The following is a 13,353-nucleotide window of genomic DNA, read 5'->3' as shown; positions in this document are numbered from 1 at the left end:
GCGGCCTCGGCGCGAGCGGCCTCGGCGGCAGCGCGGGCTGCGGCGGCTTCGGCCTGGGCCGCGCTGGCGGCCTGGGCGGTGGCGGCGGCCTGTTCATGGGCCGCCTGGTCGCGGCGCGCCTGTTCGGCGGCGGCGGTCTCGGCACGCTGGGCCTGGGCCTGGGTCGCCAGTTCGATGGCGCGGCGGCGGGCTTCCTGTTCCTCGTTCGACAGGCGTCCCCCGGCGGGTCCGGACGGCATGGCCGGACGCGGAGCCTGCGGCGCAGGCGCGTCGGTCCGCGGACGCGCGGCGACATCAAAGCCCTGCGGCCGCTGATGGCCCGGCGCAACACCGGCGCGGGGGCGTTTGGTCTCGACCACCACGGTCTTGGTGCGGCCGTGGCTGAAGCTCTGGCGCACGGTGCCGGTCGAAACCGATCCCGCCTGCCGGGGCTTGAGGCTCAGAGGCGCGCGCGGACCCGTCGTGGACGGAGTTCCGGTCGGAGCCTGCGGTGCGCCGTCGTTGGTCTTGTCGTTCTCGTCAGTCATCCGGTCGCTTTACTCGGGACAGCGGGTGATCCGCCGTCGTCTCGTTCAAACACAAAAAGCCGCGCGTCGCCCTGCCCCCAAATCAGGAAGCAGAACCCCGCCCGTCCATAACCTTGTTCGGCATCCCAGCCGCTTCATCGCCCCACTGCGGAGGCGTCAACGGTCGAAATCCCGCCAGTCGTTTGACCTCTATGGTCCAGCGATCGGCCCGCCCGCCCTGAAGCAGGACGGCGTGTATCGCATTTTCCAGCCCAAGGGCCAAACTCAAATCGTCCGCCGTGAAGACGCCGCAGACTTTCGGGGGCGGCGTCATGTGTTTCGCCAGCGAAAGCAGCTTGCCGCGACCGTCGGCGGATCCGTCCGCCGCCTCGATGATCCACGCGGTCTTCCCCGACCGCACATTGGCCAAGGATTTCTCGAAGCCTGAGATAAGCACGCCCTCGCGCCGGGCAAGACCCAGCTGGTCCAGGCAGCGCCGTACCAGCAGGGCTTCAACCGTATCCGCAAGGTCCCCTGCGGGCTTCATCGGGGCCTTGGCCGCGCGCGAGAACAGGTTTTTCTTCACCGCCGCCTCGATGGAGGCGCGATCCGCCGCCACCCACAGGCCACGGCCCGGCAGCTTGCGCGCCAGGTCGGGGGCCACCGAACCGTCCGGAGCGGCGACGAAGCGGATCAGGCGAGATTCGTCCATGACCTGGTGGGTGACCAGGTCGCGTCGTTCTCTATCGATCGTCGCTTCGCGCAGACTCATGAACGATCCGGTCTCCCATCACGCGTCGGGGGTTTGTTCGGGGTCCTCGGCGAGGACCTCCGCATCATCACCGCCGTCGTCGGCGGCGACCGTTTCAGCCCCGGCACCTTCCGGCGCGGCGGCAAAGACGGCTTCGGCGTCGTATTCGCCCTCGGGCAGCTCTTCCTCGTACTCGGGCTCCGGCGGCTGCGGCAGTTCCGAGGCGTCGATCCAGCCGGCGGCGACACGCGCCTGCAGGATCAGCATTTCGGCGTCTTCCTGGGCCAGGTTGAAGCTTTCCAGAACGCCCGGGACCTTGGTCCGTTCACCGTTCTTCACTTCATAGCCGCCGCGGATTTCGTCGGTGGCCAGATCAGCCAGATCCTCGACGGTCTTCACGCCGCCTTCGCCGAGGGCGACGGCGATGGCACCGGTCACGCCCGGAACGGCCATGACGCCGTCCTCGACGCCCAGCTCGACGCGTTTGGCATCCAGGATCGCCGCCTGACGATCGAGGAAGTCGCGGGCACGGGCCTGCAGTTCCTCGGCCGTGTCCTCGTCAAAGCCCTCGATGTCCGAGATTTCGTACGGTTCGACAAAGGCCAGATCCTCGACCGTGGCAAAGCCTTCGGTAACCAGCAGCTGGGCGATGACCTCGTCCACGTCCAGGGCTTCCTGGAACAGCAGGGTCCGCTCGCTGAACTCGCGCTGGCGGCGCTCGGAGTCCTGCGACTCGGTGATGATGTCGATCTGCCAGCCGGTCAGTTGCGAGGCGAGGCGGACGTTCTGGCCGCGACGGCCGATGGCCAGCGACAGCTGCTCGTCCGGCACAACCACTTCAACGCGGTCGGCCTCTTCGTCGAGGACCACCTTGGACACCTCGGCCGGGGCCAGGGCGTTGACGATGAAGGTGGGCTCGTCCGAGTTCCACTGGATGATGTCGATCTTCTCGCCCTGCAGTTCGGCGACGACCGCCTGGACGCGCGAGCCGCGCATGCCGACGCAGGCACCGACCGGATCGATGGAGGAGTCGTTGGACAGCACGGCCATCTTGGCGCGCGAGCCGGCGTCGCGGGCGGCGGCGCGGATCTCGATCACGCCGTCATAGACCTCGGGCACCTCCTGGGCGAACAGCTTGGCCATAAAGCCGGGGTGCGAGCGCGACAGCATGACCTGCGGGCCCTTGGCCTCGGCGCGGACGTCATAGATGTAGGTGCGGATCCGGTCGCCGATGTTGAACACCTCGCGCGGGATCGAGTCGTTGCGGCGCATGATGCCCTCGCCCCGGCCCAGATCGACGACGGTGTTGCCGTATTCGACACGCTTGACGGTGCCGTTGACGATCTCGCCGACGCGGTCCTTGAACTCTTCATACTGGTTGGCGCGCTCGGCATCGCGAACCTTGCCCATGACGACCTGGCGCGCCATCTGGGTCTGCACCCGGCCGAACTCGAACGGCGGCAGGTTCTCGATATATTCCTTGCCGACCACGGCTTCCGGATCACGCTTGGAGGCGTCGGTCAGGCGGACCATGGCGCTGTCGTTGAACTCTTCCAGCTCGTCTTCCGGCTGCCAGTCGTCGGCCACGATGGTGACGTGACGGGTCAGGGCCAGTTCGCCGGACTTGACGTCGATCTTGGCGCGGATGTCGTGATGGGCCCCATAGCGGGACTTGGCGCCCTTCTGGATCGCCTCCTCGATCGCCTCGACGACGATCTCCTTGTCGATGTTCTTCTCGCGCGCGACCGCATCGGCGATCGTCAGCAGTTCAAGTCGGTTCGCGGAAACGCCAGCGACAGCCATGGTCTAGTCCTCGGTCTCGGTGTTGTCGTTACGGGCGGCGCGCTTCTCGGCGCCCGCCTTCATCAGTTCATCGGTCAGCACCAGTTTGGCGTCGACCAGCCAGTCGAAGGGAATGAGGGCCGTGTCCTCCTCCCCTTCCAGATCCATGGCGATGTTCTCGCCGTCCGTGCCGGCGATCACGCCCTTGAAGCGTTTGCGGCCCTCGATCATGCGATCGCTTTCCAGACGCGCCTCATAGCCCTCGAACAGGTCAAAGTCCGACTGGCGGGTCAGCGGGCGGTCGACGCCCGGCGACGACACCTCCAGCAGATATTCGCCGTTGATCGGATCGGCGGCGTCGAACACCTCCGACACGGCGCGGCTCAGGCGGGCGCATTCCTCGACGGCGATGTCGTGATCGCTGGGCCGTTCGGCCATGATCTGCAGGCGACGACGCAGGGTGCCGCCCATCAGCCGCACGCGCACGATATCGAGACCCAGGCTCTCGGCCACGGGTTCGATCAGCTCCAGCAGAGCGCGGTCTTCGGCGGTCTTGGCCTTCAAGGGGCTTGGTCCAAACAAAAAGCGGCGGGCCCGACGGCCGCCGCTTCAAACGGCGCCGTTAGGACGCCGGTCTAACGATGTGGGAGGGCGTATAGCGCCGACGGGAGAGCTTGTCAGCCCCTCTTGGCGAAGGCGGAGTAGATCAGGCCGGCACCGGCACCCGCAAGAAGCAGGCTGGCCACCATCCCCCAGGCTTCCCTGCCGTTGTTCGGCCACAGGTCGGGCGTGGCCCAGGGCGCGAAGAACATCGCCGCGCCCGTCGACAGTCCGGCGATCCAGAGTCCCGCCAACACATAGAGGCCGGCGGCGACCACGCCGCTGATCAGATAGACGATTGCGACGGGCGGTCCGCGCCACGCAATCCGCTGGATTACGGCCAGCACGAGCCCACCGAATACAAAACTTGGAATGGCGCCCCAGATCGTCGCGAGCAGGACAAGGGAGATCATGTTGATCAGCGCGGAGCCCAGCCCGTTCAACCCTCCCGAGGACGTCAGCGACACGGCCAACGCGCCCAACACGAAGGTGATCGCCGCCATCCCCGGCGCTGAAAGGGCGGCGGCAAGAAAGCCATTGCCACTGACAGGTGGTTGCGACCGAGGCCCCTGCATGATCACCCCTCCGCCCTAGACGAGCTCCAGCTGCCCCAGGAAGTCGCGCTTGCCCAGGGCCACCCCCGCCTGCCGCAGGATCGCGTAGGCCATGCTGAGGTGGAAATAGAAATTCGGCAGGGCGAAACTGGTCAGATAGCCCGCACCCTCGAAATCCAGCGCGACGCCGGGAAAGCGCAGCTCGATCCGGCGCGTCTCCCCGCCCTCGAAGGCCGCCGCGTCCGCCGCCTCGATGAAGGCGATCGACAGGGCGATCGTCGCCTTCAGTTCGGCCAGGGTCGCCTCGGAGTCGTCCGTCTTCGGCCATTCCTGTCCGGTCAGGCGGCCGATGCAGCTGCGGGCCGAAAATGCCGCCATGCGGATCTGGTCGGGAAACGGCCGCATGTCCGGGGCCAGACGCGCCTCCATCAGCGCCGCCTCGTCGAGACCGGACTCGACGGCCTTGTCGACCAGACCGGCCAGGCTGTTCAACCCGCGCAGGAACATGGGGGCGGCGAGGGTGTCGAGGGCGAGGCTCATCCGTCAGTCCTTTTCAGATGGACCGGCTTGTGACGCCGTTTGCCGGGGAAGGCCAGAGCGACCAGCCGGGGCTCAGGCACCGCGTTCAGGTCCCGTGCTCGGCCCACATCCAGGTCGCCAGCAGCGCGGCCATGACTAGGTCGAGCAGGACGGTCATCCCGGCCATGCCCTTGAGGAACCGGCCGCGTCTGGCGATCAGCTGACCATGTAGAAGACCTTGCTGATCAGGGCGACGCCGATGGCCAGGGTCCGGGTCTCGGGATGGAAGGCGGCCCACAGCAGCATGAACCCGGTCAGGGCGATCAGCAGGCCCCAGCCGCGGACCGCAACATCGGCCATCGGGCCGTCAACGGTTTCGCCGAAGACCGAGCGCGCGGCCCGGCGCGGCATGAGGGTGAACTGCAGCATCGACGCCGTCAGCAGGCCGCAGACCACCAGAATGGCCTGAATGTTTTCGACAACAATGTTCATGGCGTCCCCCCCGGAACGTTGCGCGGCCACGGCTCGTCGTGGTCACGCCTGAAGCGTAGCCTTACCTAGATCGGGCGACGGCGGCCGTCAAACACGCCTGAAGTCGAGGAAGATCGGCGGGGTGTCGCCCAGCTTCTTCTCTTCATAACGGGTGACCACGTGGTCGGCGGGGGCCTTGAACCAGTCATCGGACGGGTCGACCTGCCGGACCAGGCCGGGCGTGCGCTCGAACTTCTCGAGTGCCCATTCGGCATAGTCCTTCCAGTCGGTCACGAACCGCAGACCACCGCCGGGCTTCAACAGTCGGGCGATCTCCGCCGCCGTCTCGTCCTGGATCAGCCGGCGCTTGTTGTGCCGCGCCTTGTGCCAGGGGTCGGGGAACAGGATCATGACCCGGTCCAGCGAGGCGTCCGGCAGGGCCGTCATCACGTCGCGCGCGTCGTCGGCGTGCAGGCGGATGTTCTTCAGCCCGCCCTCCTCGATATGGCGCAGGGCCGAGGCGACGCCGTTCAGGAAGGGCTCGCAGCCGATCATCAGGGTGTCCGGATGGCGCGCCGCCTGTTCGGCCAGATGCTCACCCCCGCCGAAGCCGATCTCCAGCCAGACCGCAGCCGCCTCGGGCATCAGGGCCTTGGGATCGATCGGGCCCGCCTTGGGATCGGGTACGGTGATGGCCGGCAGCAGGCTGTCGAACAGCGCCGCCTGACGGGGCTTGATCGCGCGAGACTTGATGCGACCGAACGAGCGAAGCGGGCGGTGGGCGGGATCGTCGGAAGAGGACATGGCGGGCGCTATAGCCCGGTCGCCCCGCCGGAGCGAGGGATCAGGCAACAGGCAGCAGAAGCGGCCGACCTGTTGCCTGTTGCCTGACCGCTGTTGCCTTAGGCCAGAGCCTTCAGCTGATCGACCAGATCGGTCTTCTCCCAGCTGAACCCGCCATCCGCGTCCGGTGCGCGGCCGAAATGGCCGTAGGCGGCGGTCCGCGCATAGATCGGCTTGTTCAGGCCCAGATGCTCGCGGATCGCGCGCGGGGTCGCCCCGCCGATCAGGCCGAGGATCCTGTCCTCAAGCACCGCCTCGGTGACGCTGCCCTTGCCGGTGCCGTGCAGGTCGACGTGGATGGACTGGGGCTTGGCCACGCCGATGGCATAGCTGATCTGGATGGTGCAGCGGTCGGCGAGACCGGCGGCGACGACATTCTTGGCCAGGTAACGGCAGGCATAGGCCGCCGAGCGGTCGACCTTGGTCGGATCCTTGCCCGAGAAGGCACCGCCGCCGTGCGGAGCCGCGCCGCCGTAGGTGTCGACGATGATCTTGCGACCGGTCACGCCCGCGTCGCCGTCCGGTCCGCCGATCTCGAAGATGCCCGTCGGGTTGATGTGCCAGACGGTGTTCTCGTCGGTGAAGCCTTCCGGCAGCACGGCGAGGATGTGCGGCTTGACGATGTCAGCGACGTCGGCGGACGACAGGCCCGCGGCGTGCTGGGTCGACAACACGATCGAGGTGGCGCGCACCGGCACGCCGTCCTCATACTGGATGGTGACCTGACTCTTGGCGTCCGGCTCCAGCCGCTTGTCGCCGCCATGGCGGACCTCGGCGAGGCGCTTCAGGATGTTGTGGCTGTACTGCAGCGTCGCCGGCATGAGCTCGGGCGTCTCGTTGGAGGCATAGCCGAACATGATGCCCTGGTCGCCCGCGCCCTCATCCTTGTTGCCGGCCGCGTCCACGCCCACGGCGATGTCGGCGGACTGGCCGTGCAGGCGGTTGATGAATTCGAATTTGTTCCAGTGGAAGCCCGACTGCTCGTAGCCGATATCCCTGACCGCGGCGCGCACGGCGGCCTCGATTTCCTGCTCCACGCCCGGGGCCCACTGGCCGTCCCGTCCCATGATGCCGTTGCCGCGAATCTCACCCGCCAGAACGACCAGATTGGTGGTGGTCAGGGTCTCGCAGGCGACCCGCGCATAGGGATCCTTGGTCAGGAACAGGTCCACGACGGTGTCGGAGATTCTGTCCGCGACCTTGTCGGGATGGCCTTCGGAGACGCTTTCAGACGTGAACAGGAACGACGAACGGGACAAGGCGAAACTCCGGCCGGGTGGGGTCGCCGGCAGACATATAAGGATATGTTTATATGTTCAAGGCGGTCATCCGTGTTTGCGGGATCGGGTTTCCGGCCTGGTCCCTAGCAATTGTCAGGAAGCCGCCGTCGCCAGAGCGCACGCGCGCTGACCGGCGTTTCCCCGGCAAGCCAACACTCGGCCACCCCCAGAAACAGGATGCTGAAGGTCAGCAACCCGAGGCCGACGCGAGCGGACATGGCGGCGCGCCAGTCCAGGTCCGGAGCAATGACCGGCGACACATGAACCATGACGGTCAGCACCATCACGCCGGTCATGGCGAACAGCCACCATCGGTCGCGCTGGAACGCCATCCATCCGAAAAGCAGGGTCAGTCCGAGGTCGGTGATCGCGTCGACCAGAAAAAGACCGCCCAGCTGGACGTCCGTTCCCGGAATCGTCGATACAAACGAGATCAGCAGGGCCGCGACGGCCAGACGCTCGGGGTGGCCACCCTGAAACCACGCCAGGGGCAGGCTGAGCAGGGCCAGCAGAAGAAGACCTTGTTGAAAGACCGTGATCTGGGAACCTCCGATTCAGCCACCGGTTCAACCAGGCTGTTGGGCCCGCGGGGATGTGTTGTCGTGAATCACGGCGGCCTGGCTTGTGTAGGCGGCGACCATATCAGCGACGGCCTTCATCATGACCGCGGTCAGGACGACCGACAGCACGATGATCAGGATACGAAAGCCTAGGCCTCTTGGCGGCGGCCGGTAGCCGAGCCGCCACTCTGGGCGCCCACCTGGGCCATCACCCAGCCCGCGCTCAGCACCTGTTGCAGCAGCTCCCGCGGGCTCGCCCGCTCCGCGTCGTCCGCCAGTCCCCGCATCAGGTGCGCCCGCACCGGGTCCTCCGGTCCCATCGGGCTGAACCCGTCCAGGGCCGCTTCCAGATCGTCCCAGGTCCAGTGGGGCAGGGTTCTTGATTGTGACGACATCGCCGGACTCCGTATCTACAGAGCCAGAGACACCGAGGGGCTCCCGGCCCGCCATGGGGTCTTTCGTAGCCTCTGGTACGTTTCGTTCCAGAATCGCCAGCGCCGCCTTGCGCCGGTTCACGCCCAGACGGCGGCAGCCCTCATGCACATGCTTCTTGACGGTGGCCTCCGCCAGCCCGAGGCGGACGGCGATCTCTTTGTCCGTCAGGAAGGCCGTCAGCCGCAGACACTCTTCCTGACGCGCGCTGAGCTCCTGGGTCATGACCACTCCGATACTGCCGTCTAGCTAGGATGTTCCGGACGACCCGTCCAGATCATCACTCTCGCCATGACGGTAAGGATATGGTGCCGCTCAGGTGACTCGAACACCGGACCCCGCGCACGACGAAGGCCAGTCAGGCAGAGAAAAAATTGTTATAATACAAATATTTGCTGAAGAATCCAGACGGGCGTCGGCCTGCAACCCGGCCGCTTCCCAGCCTTGCGTCAGGGGCCCGAAAGGCCGTTTCCCAAGTTGCGCGCATTAACGTGGGAAACGCGGAAATTGTGACCTGCGCCATACCTGCAAGCGCATCTCGGCGAGGTGCAACTCCCGGGCAAGAAGGGGCTCTCTTGCGCTCAGGCTGCGGCGCGGATCTCGGGATCGTCCTCGCTCGAGTAGATCGCTTCGATCCTGGCGACGGTGGCGTTGCGGATGATCTGGTGGTTCTGGAACTGGTGAACCAGGGCGATGTCGGTCCCGGCAATGTGCTTGAGGATGTGAGGCAGGCCCGACGGGTCATCGCCGGCCAGGGCGACCTGAGCGGGGTCTCCAGTCACGACCATGCGTGAATTTCGTCCCAGACGCGTCAGAGCCATACGCATCATTTTCTTGCCCATGTTCTGGGCCACATCGACCAGGATGAAGCACTCGTTGAAGCTTCGTCCGCGCATCCGACCGAGAGGGGTGATTTCCAGAAGGCCGTGCTCAATCTGACGCCGGGTCTCATCGCGCCCGATCAGTTCCCGAAGCTCATCCTCAATTGGCGTGAGCTGCTCGTCGTAGACGGTCTCGGCGCGCAGGGCGGCCGTCATGATGTCACCCTCCAGCATGCCTCGGGGTCGGGTGACGACCATGCTCTTGAAGTGTTTGTCGGCAATCAGGTTGAGACCGGCTGCTATGGCCAGATGGGTTTTTCCGGTGCCTGTAGGGCCAACCCCGAAGATCAGCGGGCGGTCATGAAGACAGCATCGCATTCATGAACGCGACCTGGCTGAGGGACATGGGGCGCACCGCCGAATGAATGCCGTTCAGCCGGAAGGCCAGTTCGTGTTTGAGCGCGTCCTGCACGGCGGAGAGGGCCACCGCGTTGACCATTGGCTCGCTGATGGCATGGCCAGCCTTGGTCGCCTCTTCAATCCGCCTCATCATCTCGGCGACGAGCGAGACAGCGATCTCGTCTCCGGTCATGCGGATGCCGCCTGGAACAGGCGAGATGCCCACACGAAAGGGCATCACGGCCCGCTGGATATTGTGCCCTGCAGCCCCGGGTCCGGCAAACAGGGTCCGGGCGCTCTGGGCAGGCAGTTCTATATCCTGCGTGACCATCCTTTGGTTTGAGCTTGAAACCGAATTCACCGAGACGCTCCATTGTATCCGACCCGGGCAGCCCGGCGGAAAAACACAATCGCGCCTTGCCGCCAGCCTTGTTCGTTATCTCTGGCAGCAAGGCTTCAACATAAATATAACCGCGAATTTCCGCCGCTGATAAGGCCCGGCACCCTGACGTCTGCCGGAAAGCGCAGCGGCAGGCGTGCCAGAAACCGGAAGCGGATAAACTCACCCACGCACTCTGATCAGGGCTGGATGACAAACAGGGATCACGTCACCTGGACCCACGTGCCGACCCAGCGATACGGCATCTCCGCCGCTCGCTCGCAGGCTTCCTGCTGAGAAGGTCTTTGGAAAAAGTGGTGCCGCTTTGGTGACTCGAACACCTGACCCCCGCATTACGAAGGCTAGGGAAGCAGGAGGGCAAAAGTCAGTGTCGACATGGCTTTCAGGGGCCTGGGCAGCTCTCCAGAATCAGGCCCACCCAAACCCCTTCCCGGTTTGGGCTAAGGAGGCCGTGAGGGCGTTTCCTAAGTTACGCGTCTTCACGTGGGAAACGCCGGCATTTCCACCTGCGCCATACCTGCAGAACCGCTGCACGAGCGCAGCCGCAACCCTTTCGTTGGGGGGTTCCGGCGGGTCGATCCCCAAACGCCACCGTCACTTCGAATCCCACCCACACCAGTCTGACAGCACCTCGCCCGTTGCCCGTCTCAGCCGTTGGGCTTCAGCACCACCTTGGTCCAGCCGTCGTCGCGGGCGTTGAAATGCTTGTAGGCGTTCGGGGCTTCGTCCAGAGAAAGCGTGTGAGAGATGATCTTGGACGGCGTCGCTTTGCCGGCGTGAATCAGATTTGCAAGGCGACGGTTGTAAGCTTTCACATTGGCCTGTCCCGTGCCGATCTTCTGGCCTTTGAACCAAAACGTTCCGAAGTCGAAGGCCATCTTGCCTTCCTTAGCCAGGTCGTCCTTGGCACCGGGATCTTCGGGGATGAAGACGCCGACCACGCCGATGCCGCCAGTGGCCTTTGTCGAGGCGACGAGACAGTTCATCGTATAGTTGCTGCGTTCCTTGCCGTGGCGGTCGCAACACTGATAGCCAACGCATTCACAGCCCCGGTCAGTGCCCAGACCCTCGGTGGCGTCCAAGATGGCCTCGATTGGATCGACGTCCTTCATATTGATTGGAATGCCGCCCAACTCTTCGACTAATTTCAGGCGATCCGGCTGGTTATCAACCACGAAGACTTTGGACGCACCCTTGATTATCGCCGAATGCAGAGCCATCAGGCCGACAGGACCAGCACCGTAGATGGCGATAGTTTCTCCCGGCAGCAGTCCGGCCAGTTCGGTGGCGTGCCAGCCGGTCGGAAAGATGTCGGACAGCATGACATAGTCGCCCTCCTTTTCCTCGGCATCCTCGGGCAACACTAGGCAGTTGTAGTCGGCGTACGGCACGCGCAGCATCTCGGCTTGGCCGCCTTGGAACGGACCCATGCCGGCGAAGCCATAGGCCGCGCCGGCAGTACCGGGATTGCACGTCAAGCAGAAGCCCGAGAGCCCACGTTCGCAGTTGACGCAGAAGCCGCAGCCAACGTTGAAGGGCATGCAAACGCGGTCGCCCTTCTTAATCCGATCGACGGCAGAGCCGACCTCGATCACTTCGCCCATGTTCTCGTGACCAAACACTTTGCCGGCTTCGAAATTGGTGCGGCCCTCGTACATGTGCAAATCCGAACCGCAGATGTTGGTCGACGTTAGGCGGATGACGACGTCGGTGGCCTTCTCGATTTTGGAATCCGGGACTTCCTCGACGCTGACGTCGCAGGGGCCGTTGTAGACGACGGCTTTCATGGGCGTTTCTCCTTGTCCTGACCGAAATGGGCACAGGGAGAAGCGGACCGCGACCGCTATCGTTCCGGTGATGTCAGGTTAATCCCTCGGGTCGAAAGTGAGGTGGTGCCGAAAAATCGGACAGGCGGCCAAGGTGGGTCCGACTGACGTGACCCCCGTATCTCATCCAGCCATAACGAGAGTCCTTGGGTGATCTGAACTGGTGTTGGTGGGGTTGGCGTTCTCGTCCTCAAGCGCCTTCAGCCGCCGGGCCTCCGACACATCCATGCCGCCGAACCCGGCCTCCCACTTGTAAAACGTCGGCGAGCTGAGCCCGTGCTTCCTGCACAGATCAGCCACCGGGACACCCGTCTCCTGCTCCCGCAGGATCCCGATGATCTGCTCTTCCGTAAATCTCGATCGCTTAATTCCGTCCGTCCTTTCGAGGGGCGGACTCTAGCTATTCCTGGAGGAGTTTCAGGCGGTCACGTCACTGCAAACCGCGCTCGATCGGGCACCAGCATGTCGCGGCAGAGGGTACGCCGTCCGTTTTCCACACGGGCCGCTGAGTCCGCTGTCGACCCATAGGCGACCGTGGGGACGCCCACAAATCGACCTTTGCGGCGGCGGCCCACCTTGCTCTTTTCGCCTTCAATGGATTGGACGAATTTTCCATCAGGCAACGCGAGCGCGCCCGTGATGCCATTTAGCTTATTGTTTCGGCGCGATACTTTAAATATTGCGTCAAACTCAGCCACGTCATCATGAGCAATGCAGGATTTGCTTCTGTAGACCAGTCGGATCAGGTCCTTTTCCATAGATTATTAGTGCCTTGGGGCTGAAAGCCCTCGCCATTGCAACGCTTCACCGTGTCGAATGATCCCGGTTACACGGGGAACATCCGAACATGGTCCGTGCGGAAGTGACAAATGAGGTCCGCTAACCGTCCAGCGCCAACTTTTAGGGAACGACCGCGATGCGGGCCGGTTCATCTTCCTCGAAGCGGCAGGCAAGCCTCAGGCGGCAGGTGCCAGCCCAAGGTCTTCATCGAACACTTCAAGTTTGTCCGGTCGCGGCAAAGATGTCGGTCCTTTGAGACGCGCCAGAAGATAGGCCACTGCGAGCACCATCTCGTAGGCGTCATAGGGCTTGGGCATGGATGCGATCGCGACGGTCGCTGCCGTCCGCGCCCGGCTGATCTGACCGCTGATGAAGACCACGGGGATATCCAGCGCCTTCAGTTGCACGGCCAGCTCGATGCCGTCGTCGCGACCGGCGAGGCGGATATTGACCAGAGCTAGTTCCGGCTTGCAGGCCCTTGCGACCTCAAGGGCCTCGGCGTGTCGCGTCGTGAGGTCAAGCACATGGTAACCGGCTTCGGAGAGGACATCCCGAAGGACGATCGCCACCAAGGCCTCGTCTTCGACGATCAGCAGGGTCTGGCCGATCCTCTGAGGGGGCTGCACGTCGGTCATGATCGGTCTTTCTGGACTTGATGCCTCGCGGTGCCGGGGGCGGCCTGGGTCTTGGAAAAGGAGTGCGAGACGACTTCGGGCTTTTCGTGGACCAGGGCGATCTGCGTGTGTTCGATCGAGACCTTAGTGCCAGGATTTTCAGGCACGGTCGTCACCGAGGCGTTCAACTGTCTTGCGAGGGCCTCAACGATGCT

Annotated in this window: 16 protein-coding genes and 2 pseudogenes; 1 reads left to right on the top strand and 17 read right to left on the bottom strand. The window is 64.4% G+C overall.

Annotated elements, in window-relative coordinates; genetic code table 11:
* The 9 genes from ACP7AS_RS11680 to metK form a co-directional block, all read right to left on the bottom strand.
* Positions 1-527, bottom strand: a 527-nt coding sequence (locus tag ACP7AS_RS11680; protein WP_426029036.1) for a translation initiation factor IF-2 associated domain-containing protein, incomplete at its 3' end; no start/stop codon positions are given.
* 82 nt (positions 528-609) lie between these two features.
* Positions 610-1,278: an RNA-binding protein gene (locus ACP7AS_RS11675; protein ID WP_426029035.1), complete on the bottom strand. Its 669-nt coding sequence runs from the start codon at positions 1,276-1,278 to the stop codon at positions 610-612.
* Between the two features lie 18 nt (positions 1,279-1,296).
* Positions 1,297-3,060 (bottom strand): transcription termination factor NusA, encoded by a 1,764-nt coding sequence (nusA, locus tag ACP7AS_RS11670; RefSeq protein WP_426029034.1) that lies wholly within the window; start codon positions 3,058-3,060, stop codon positions 1,297-1,299.
* A gap of 3 nt (positions 3,061-3,063) precedes the next feature.
* Positions 3,064-3,603 (bottom strand): ribosome maturation factor RimP, encoded by a 540-nt coding sequence (gene rimP, locus ACP7AS_RS11665; RefSeq protein ID WP_426029033.1) that lies wholly within the window; start codon positions 3,601-3,603, stop codon positions 3,064-3,066.
* 113 nt (positions 3,604-3,716) lie between these two features.
* On the bottom strand, positions 3,717-4,142 hold the full coding sequence (locus tag ACP7AS_RS11660; protein WP_426029032.1) for a hypothetical protein: 426 nt from the start codon (positions 4,140-4,142) through the stop codon (positions 3,717-3,719).
* Between the two features lie 87 nt (positions 4,143-4,229).
* Entirely contained in the window at positions 4,230-4,733 is a 504-nt protein-coding gene (locus tag ACP7AS_RS11655; protein WP_426029031.1) for a DUF1993 domain-containing protein, read from the bottom strand.
* A gap of 195 nt (positions 4,734-4,928) precedes the next feature.
* Complete coding sequence (locus ACP7AS_RS11650) at positions 4,929-5,204, bottom strand: DUF4345 family protein (RefSeq protein ID WP_426029030.1); 276 nt, start codon at positions 5,202-5,204, stop codon at positions 4,929-4,931.
* A gap of 87 nt (positions 5,205-5,291) precedes the next feature.
* Positions 5,292-5,987 carry a tRNA (guanosine(46)-N7)-methyltransferase TrmB gene (trmB, locus tag ACP7AS_RS11645; RefSeq protein ID WP_426029029.1) on the bottom strand — a complete coding sequence of 232 codons (696 nt, stop codon included), beginning with the start codon at positions 5,985-5,987 and terminating at the stop codon, positions 5,292-5,294.
* 98 nt (positions 5,988-6,085) lie between these two features.
* Positions 6,086-7,285 (bottom strand): methionine adenosyltransferase, encoded by a 1,200-nt coding sequence (gene metK, locus ACP7AS_RS11640; RefSeq protein ID WP_426029028.1) that lies wholly within the window; start codon positions 7,283-7,285, stop codon positions 6,086-6,088.
* A gap of 53 nt (positions 7,286-7,338) precedes the next feature.
* Here metK and ACP7AS_RS11635 point away from each other — a divergent pair, with 53 nt between their 5' ends.
* The gene (locus tag ACP7AS_RS11635; RefSeq protein WP_426029042.1) at positions 7,339-8,019 is read left to right on the top strand and encodes a hypothetical protein; all 681 of its coding nucleotides are present in this window, start codon (positions 7,339-7,341) and stop codon (positions 8,017-8,019) included.
* On the opposite strand, the gene ACP7AS_RS11630 is transcribed toward ACP7AS_RS11635, so the two are convergent.
* From ACP7AS_RS11630 to ACP7AS_RS11595, 8 genes and pseudogenes are all read right to left on the bottom strand, one after another.
* On the bottom strand, positions 8,016-8,261 hold the full coding sequence (locus tag ACP7AS_RS11630) for a hypothetical protein (protein WP_426029041.1): 246 nt from the start codon (positions 8,259-8,261) through the stop codon (positions 8,016-8,018). The genes ACP7AS_RS11635 and ACP7AS_RS11630 overlap by 4 nt on opposite strands.
* Before the next feature lie 112 nt (positions 8,262-8,373).
* Positions 8,374-8,523 (bottom strand): annotated as a pseudogene (locus ACP7AS_RS11625) (LuxR C-terminal-related transcriptional regulator); the annotation flags it as partial.
* A gap of 356 nt (positions 8,524-8,879) precedes the next feature.
* Positions 8,880-9,497 carry a PhoH family protein gene (locus ACP7AS_RS11620; protein WP_426029027.1) on the bottom strand — a complete coding sequence of 206 codons (618 nt, stop codon included), beginning with the start codon at positions 9,495-9,497 and terminating at the stop codon, positions 8,880-8,882.
* Complete coding sequence (locus ACP7AS_RS11615; RefSeq protein WP_426029026.1) at positions 9,478-9,849, bottom strand: hypothetical protein; 372 nt, start codon at positions 9,847-9,849, stop codon at positions 9,478-9,480. Before ACP7AS_RS11615 ends, ACP7AS_RS11620 begins: the two co-directional genes overlap by 20 nt.
* A gap of 716 nt (positions 9,850-10,565) precedes the next feature.
* On the bottom strand, positions 10,566-11,705 hold the full coding sequence (locus ACP7AS_RS11610) for a glutathione-independent formaldehyde dehydrogenase (RefSeq protein WP_426029025.1): 1,140 nt from the start codon (positions 11,703-11,705) through the stop codon (positions 10,566-10,568).
* Positions 11,706-11,921: 216 nt separating this feature from the next.
* Positions 11,922-12,113: pseudogene (locus tag ACP7AS_RS11605) on the bottom strand (transposase); the annotation flags it as partial.
* 56 nt (positions 12,114-12,169) lie between these two features.
* Complete coding sequence (locus tag ACP7AS_RS11600) at positions 12,170-12,502, bottom strand: BLUF domain-containing protein (RefSeq protein WP_426029024.1); 333 nt, start codon at positions 12,500-12,502, stop codon at positions 12,170-12,172.
* A gap of 198 nt (positions 12,503-12,700) precedes the next feature.
* Entirely contained in the window at positions 12,701-13,159 is a 459-nt protein-coding gene (locus tag ACP7AS_RS11595; RefSeq protein ID WP_426029023.1) for a response regulator, read from the bottom strand.
* Between the last annotated feature and the right edge of the window lie 194 nt (positions 13,160-13,353).

This window comes from Brevundimonas sp. TWP2-3-4b2, assembly GCF_049897345.1.
GTDB lineage: Bacteria > Pseudomonadota > Alphaproteobacteria > Caulobacterales > Caulobacteraceae > Brevundimonas.
This window is presented reverse-complemented; position numbering and strand designations above follow the sequence as displayed.

Bases quoted from the DNA above. Each gene is read 5' to 3' on its own strand.
- ACP7AS_RS11675 (WP_426029035.1), bottom strand. From the start codon at position 1,278: ATGAGTCTGCGCGAAGCGACGATCGATAGAGAACGACGCGACCTGGTC.
- nusA (WP_426029034.1), bottom strand. From the start codon at position 3,060: ATGGCTGTCGCTGGCGTTTCCGCGAACCGACTTGAACTGCTGACGATC.
- ACP7AS_RS11660 (WP_426029032.1), bottom strand. From the start codon at position 4,142: ATGGCGGCGATCACCTTCGTGTTGGGCGCGTTGGCCGTGTCGCTGACG.
- ACP7AS_RS11655 (WP_426029031.1), bottom strand. From the start codon at position 4,733: ATGAGCCTCGCCCTCGACACCCTCGCCGCCCCCATGTTCCTGCGCGGG.
- ACP7AS_RS11650 (WP_426029030.1), bottom strand. From the start codon at position 5,204: ATGAACATTGTTGTCGAAAACATTCAGGCCATTCTGGTGGTCTGCGGC.
- trmB (WP_426029029.1), bottom strand. From the start codon at position 5,987: ATGTCCTCTTCCGACGATCCCGCCCACCGCCCGCTTCGCTCGTTCGGT.
- ACP7AS_RS11635 (WP_426029042.1), top strand. From the start codon at position 7,339: ATGTTCAAGGCGGTCATCCGTGTTTGCGGGATCGGGTTTCCGGCCTGG.
- ACP7AS_RS11630 (WP_426029041.1), bottom strand. From the start codon at position 8,261: ATGTCGTCACAATCAAGAACCCTGCCCCACTGGACCTGGGACGATCTG.
- ACP7AS_RS11620 (WP_426029027.1), bottom strand. From the start codon at position 9,497: ATGCGATGCTGTCTTCATGACCGCCCGCTGATCTTCGGGGTTGGCCCT.
- ACP7AS_RS11615 (WP_426029026.1), bottom strand. From the start codon at position 9,849: ATGGTCACGCAGGATATAGAACTGCCTGCCCAGAGCGCCCGGACCCTG.
- ACP7AS_RS11610 (WP_426029025.1), bottom strand. From the start codon at position 11,705: ATGAAAGCCGTCGTCTACAACGGCCCCTGCGACGTCAGCGTCGAGGAA.
- ACP7AS_RS11600 (WP_426029024.1), bottom strand. From the start codon at position 12,502: ATGGAAAAGGACCTGATCCGACTGGTCTACAGAAGCAAATCCTGCATT.
- ACP7AS_RS11595 (WP_426029023.1), bottom strand. From the start codon at position 13,159: ATGACCGACGTGCAGCCCCCTCAGAGGATCGGCCAGACCCTGCTGATC.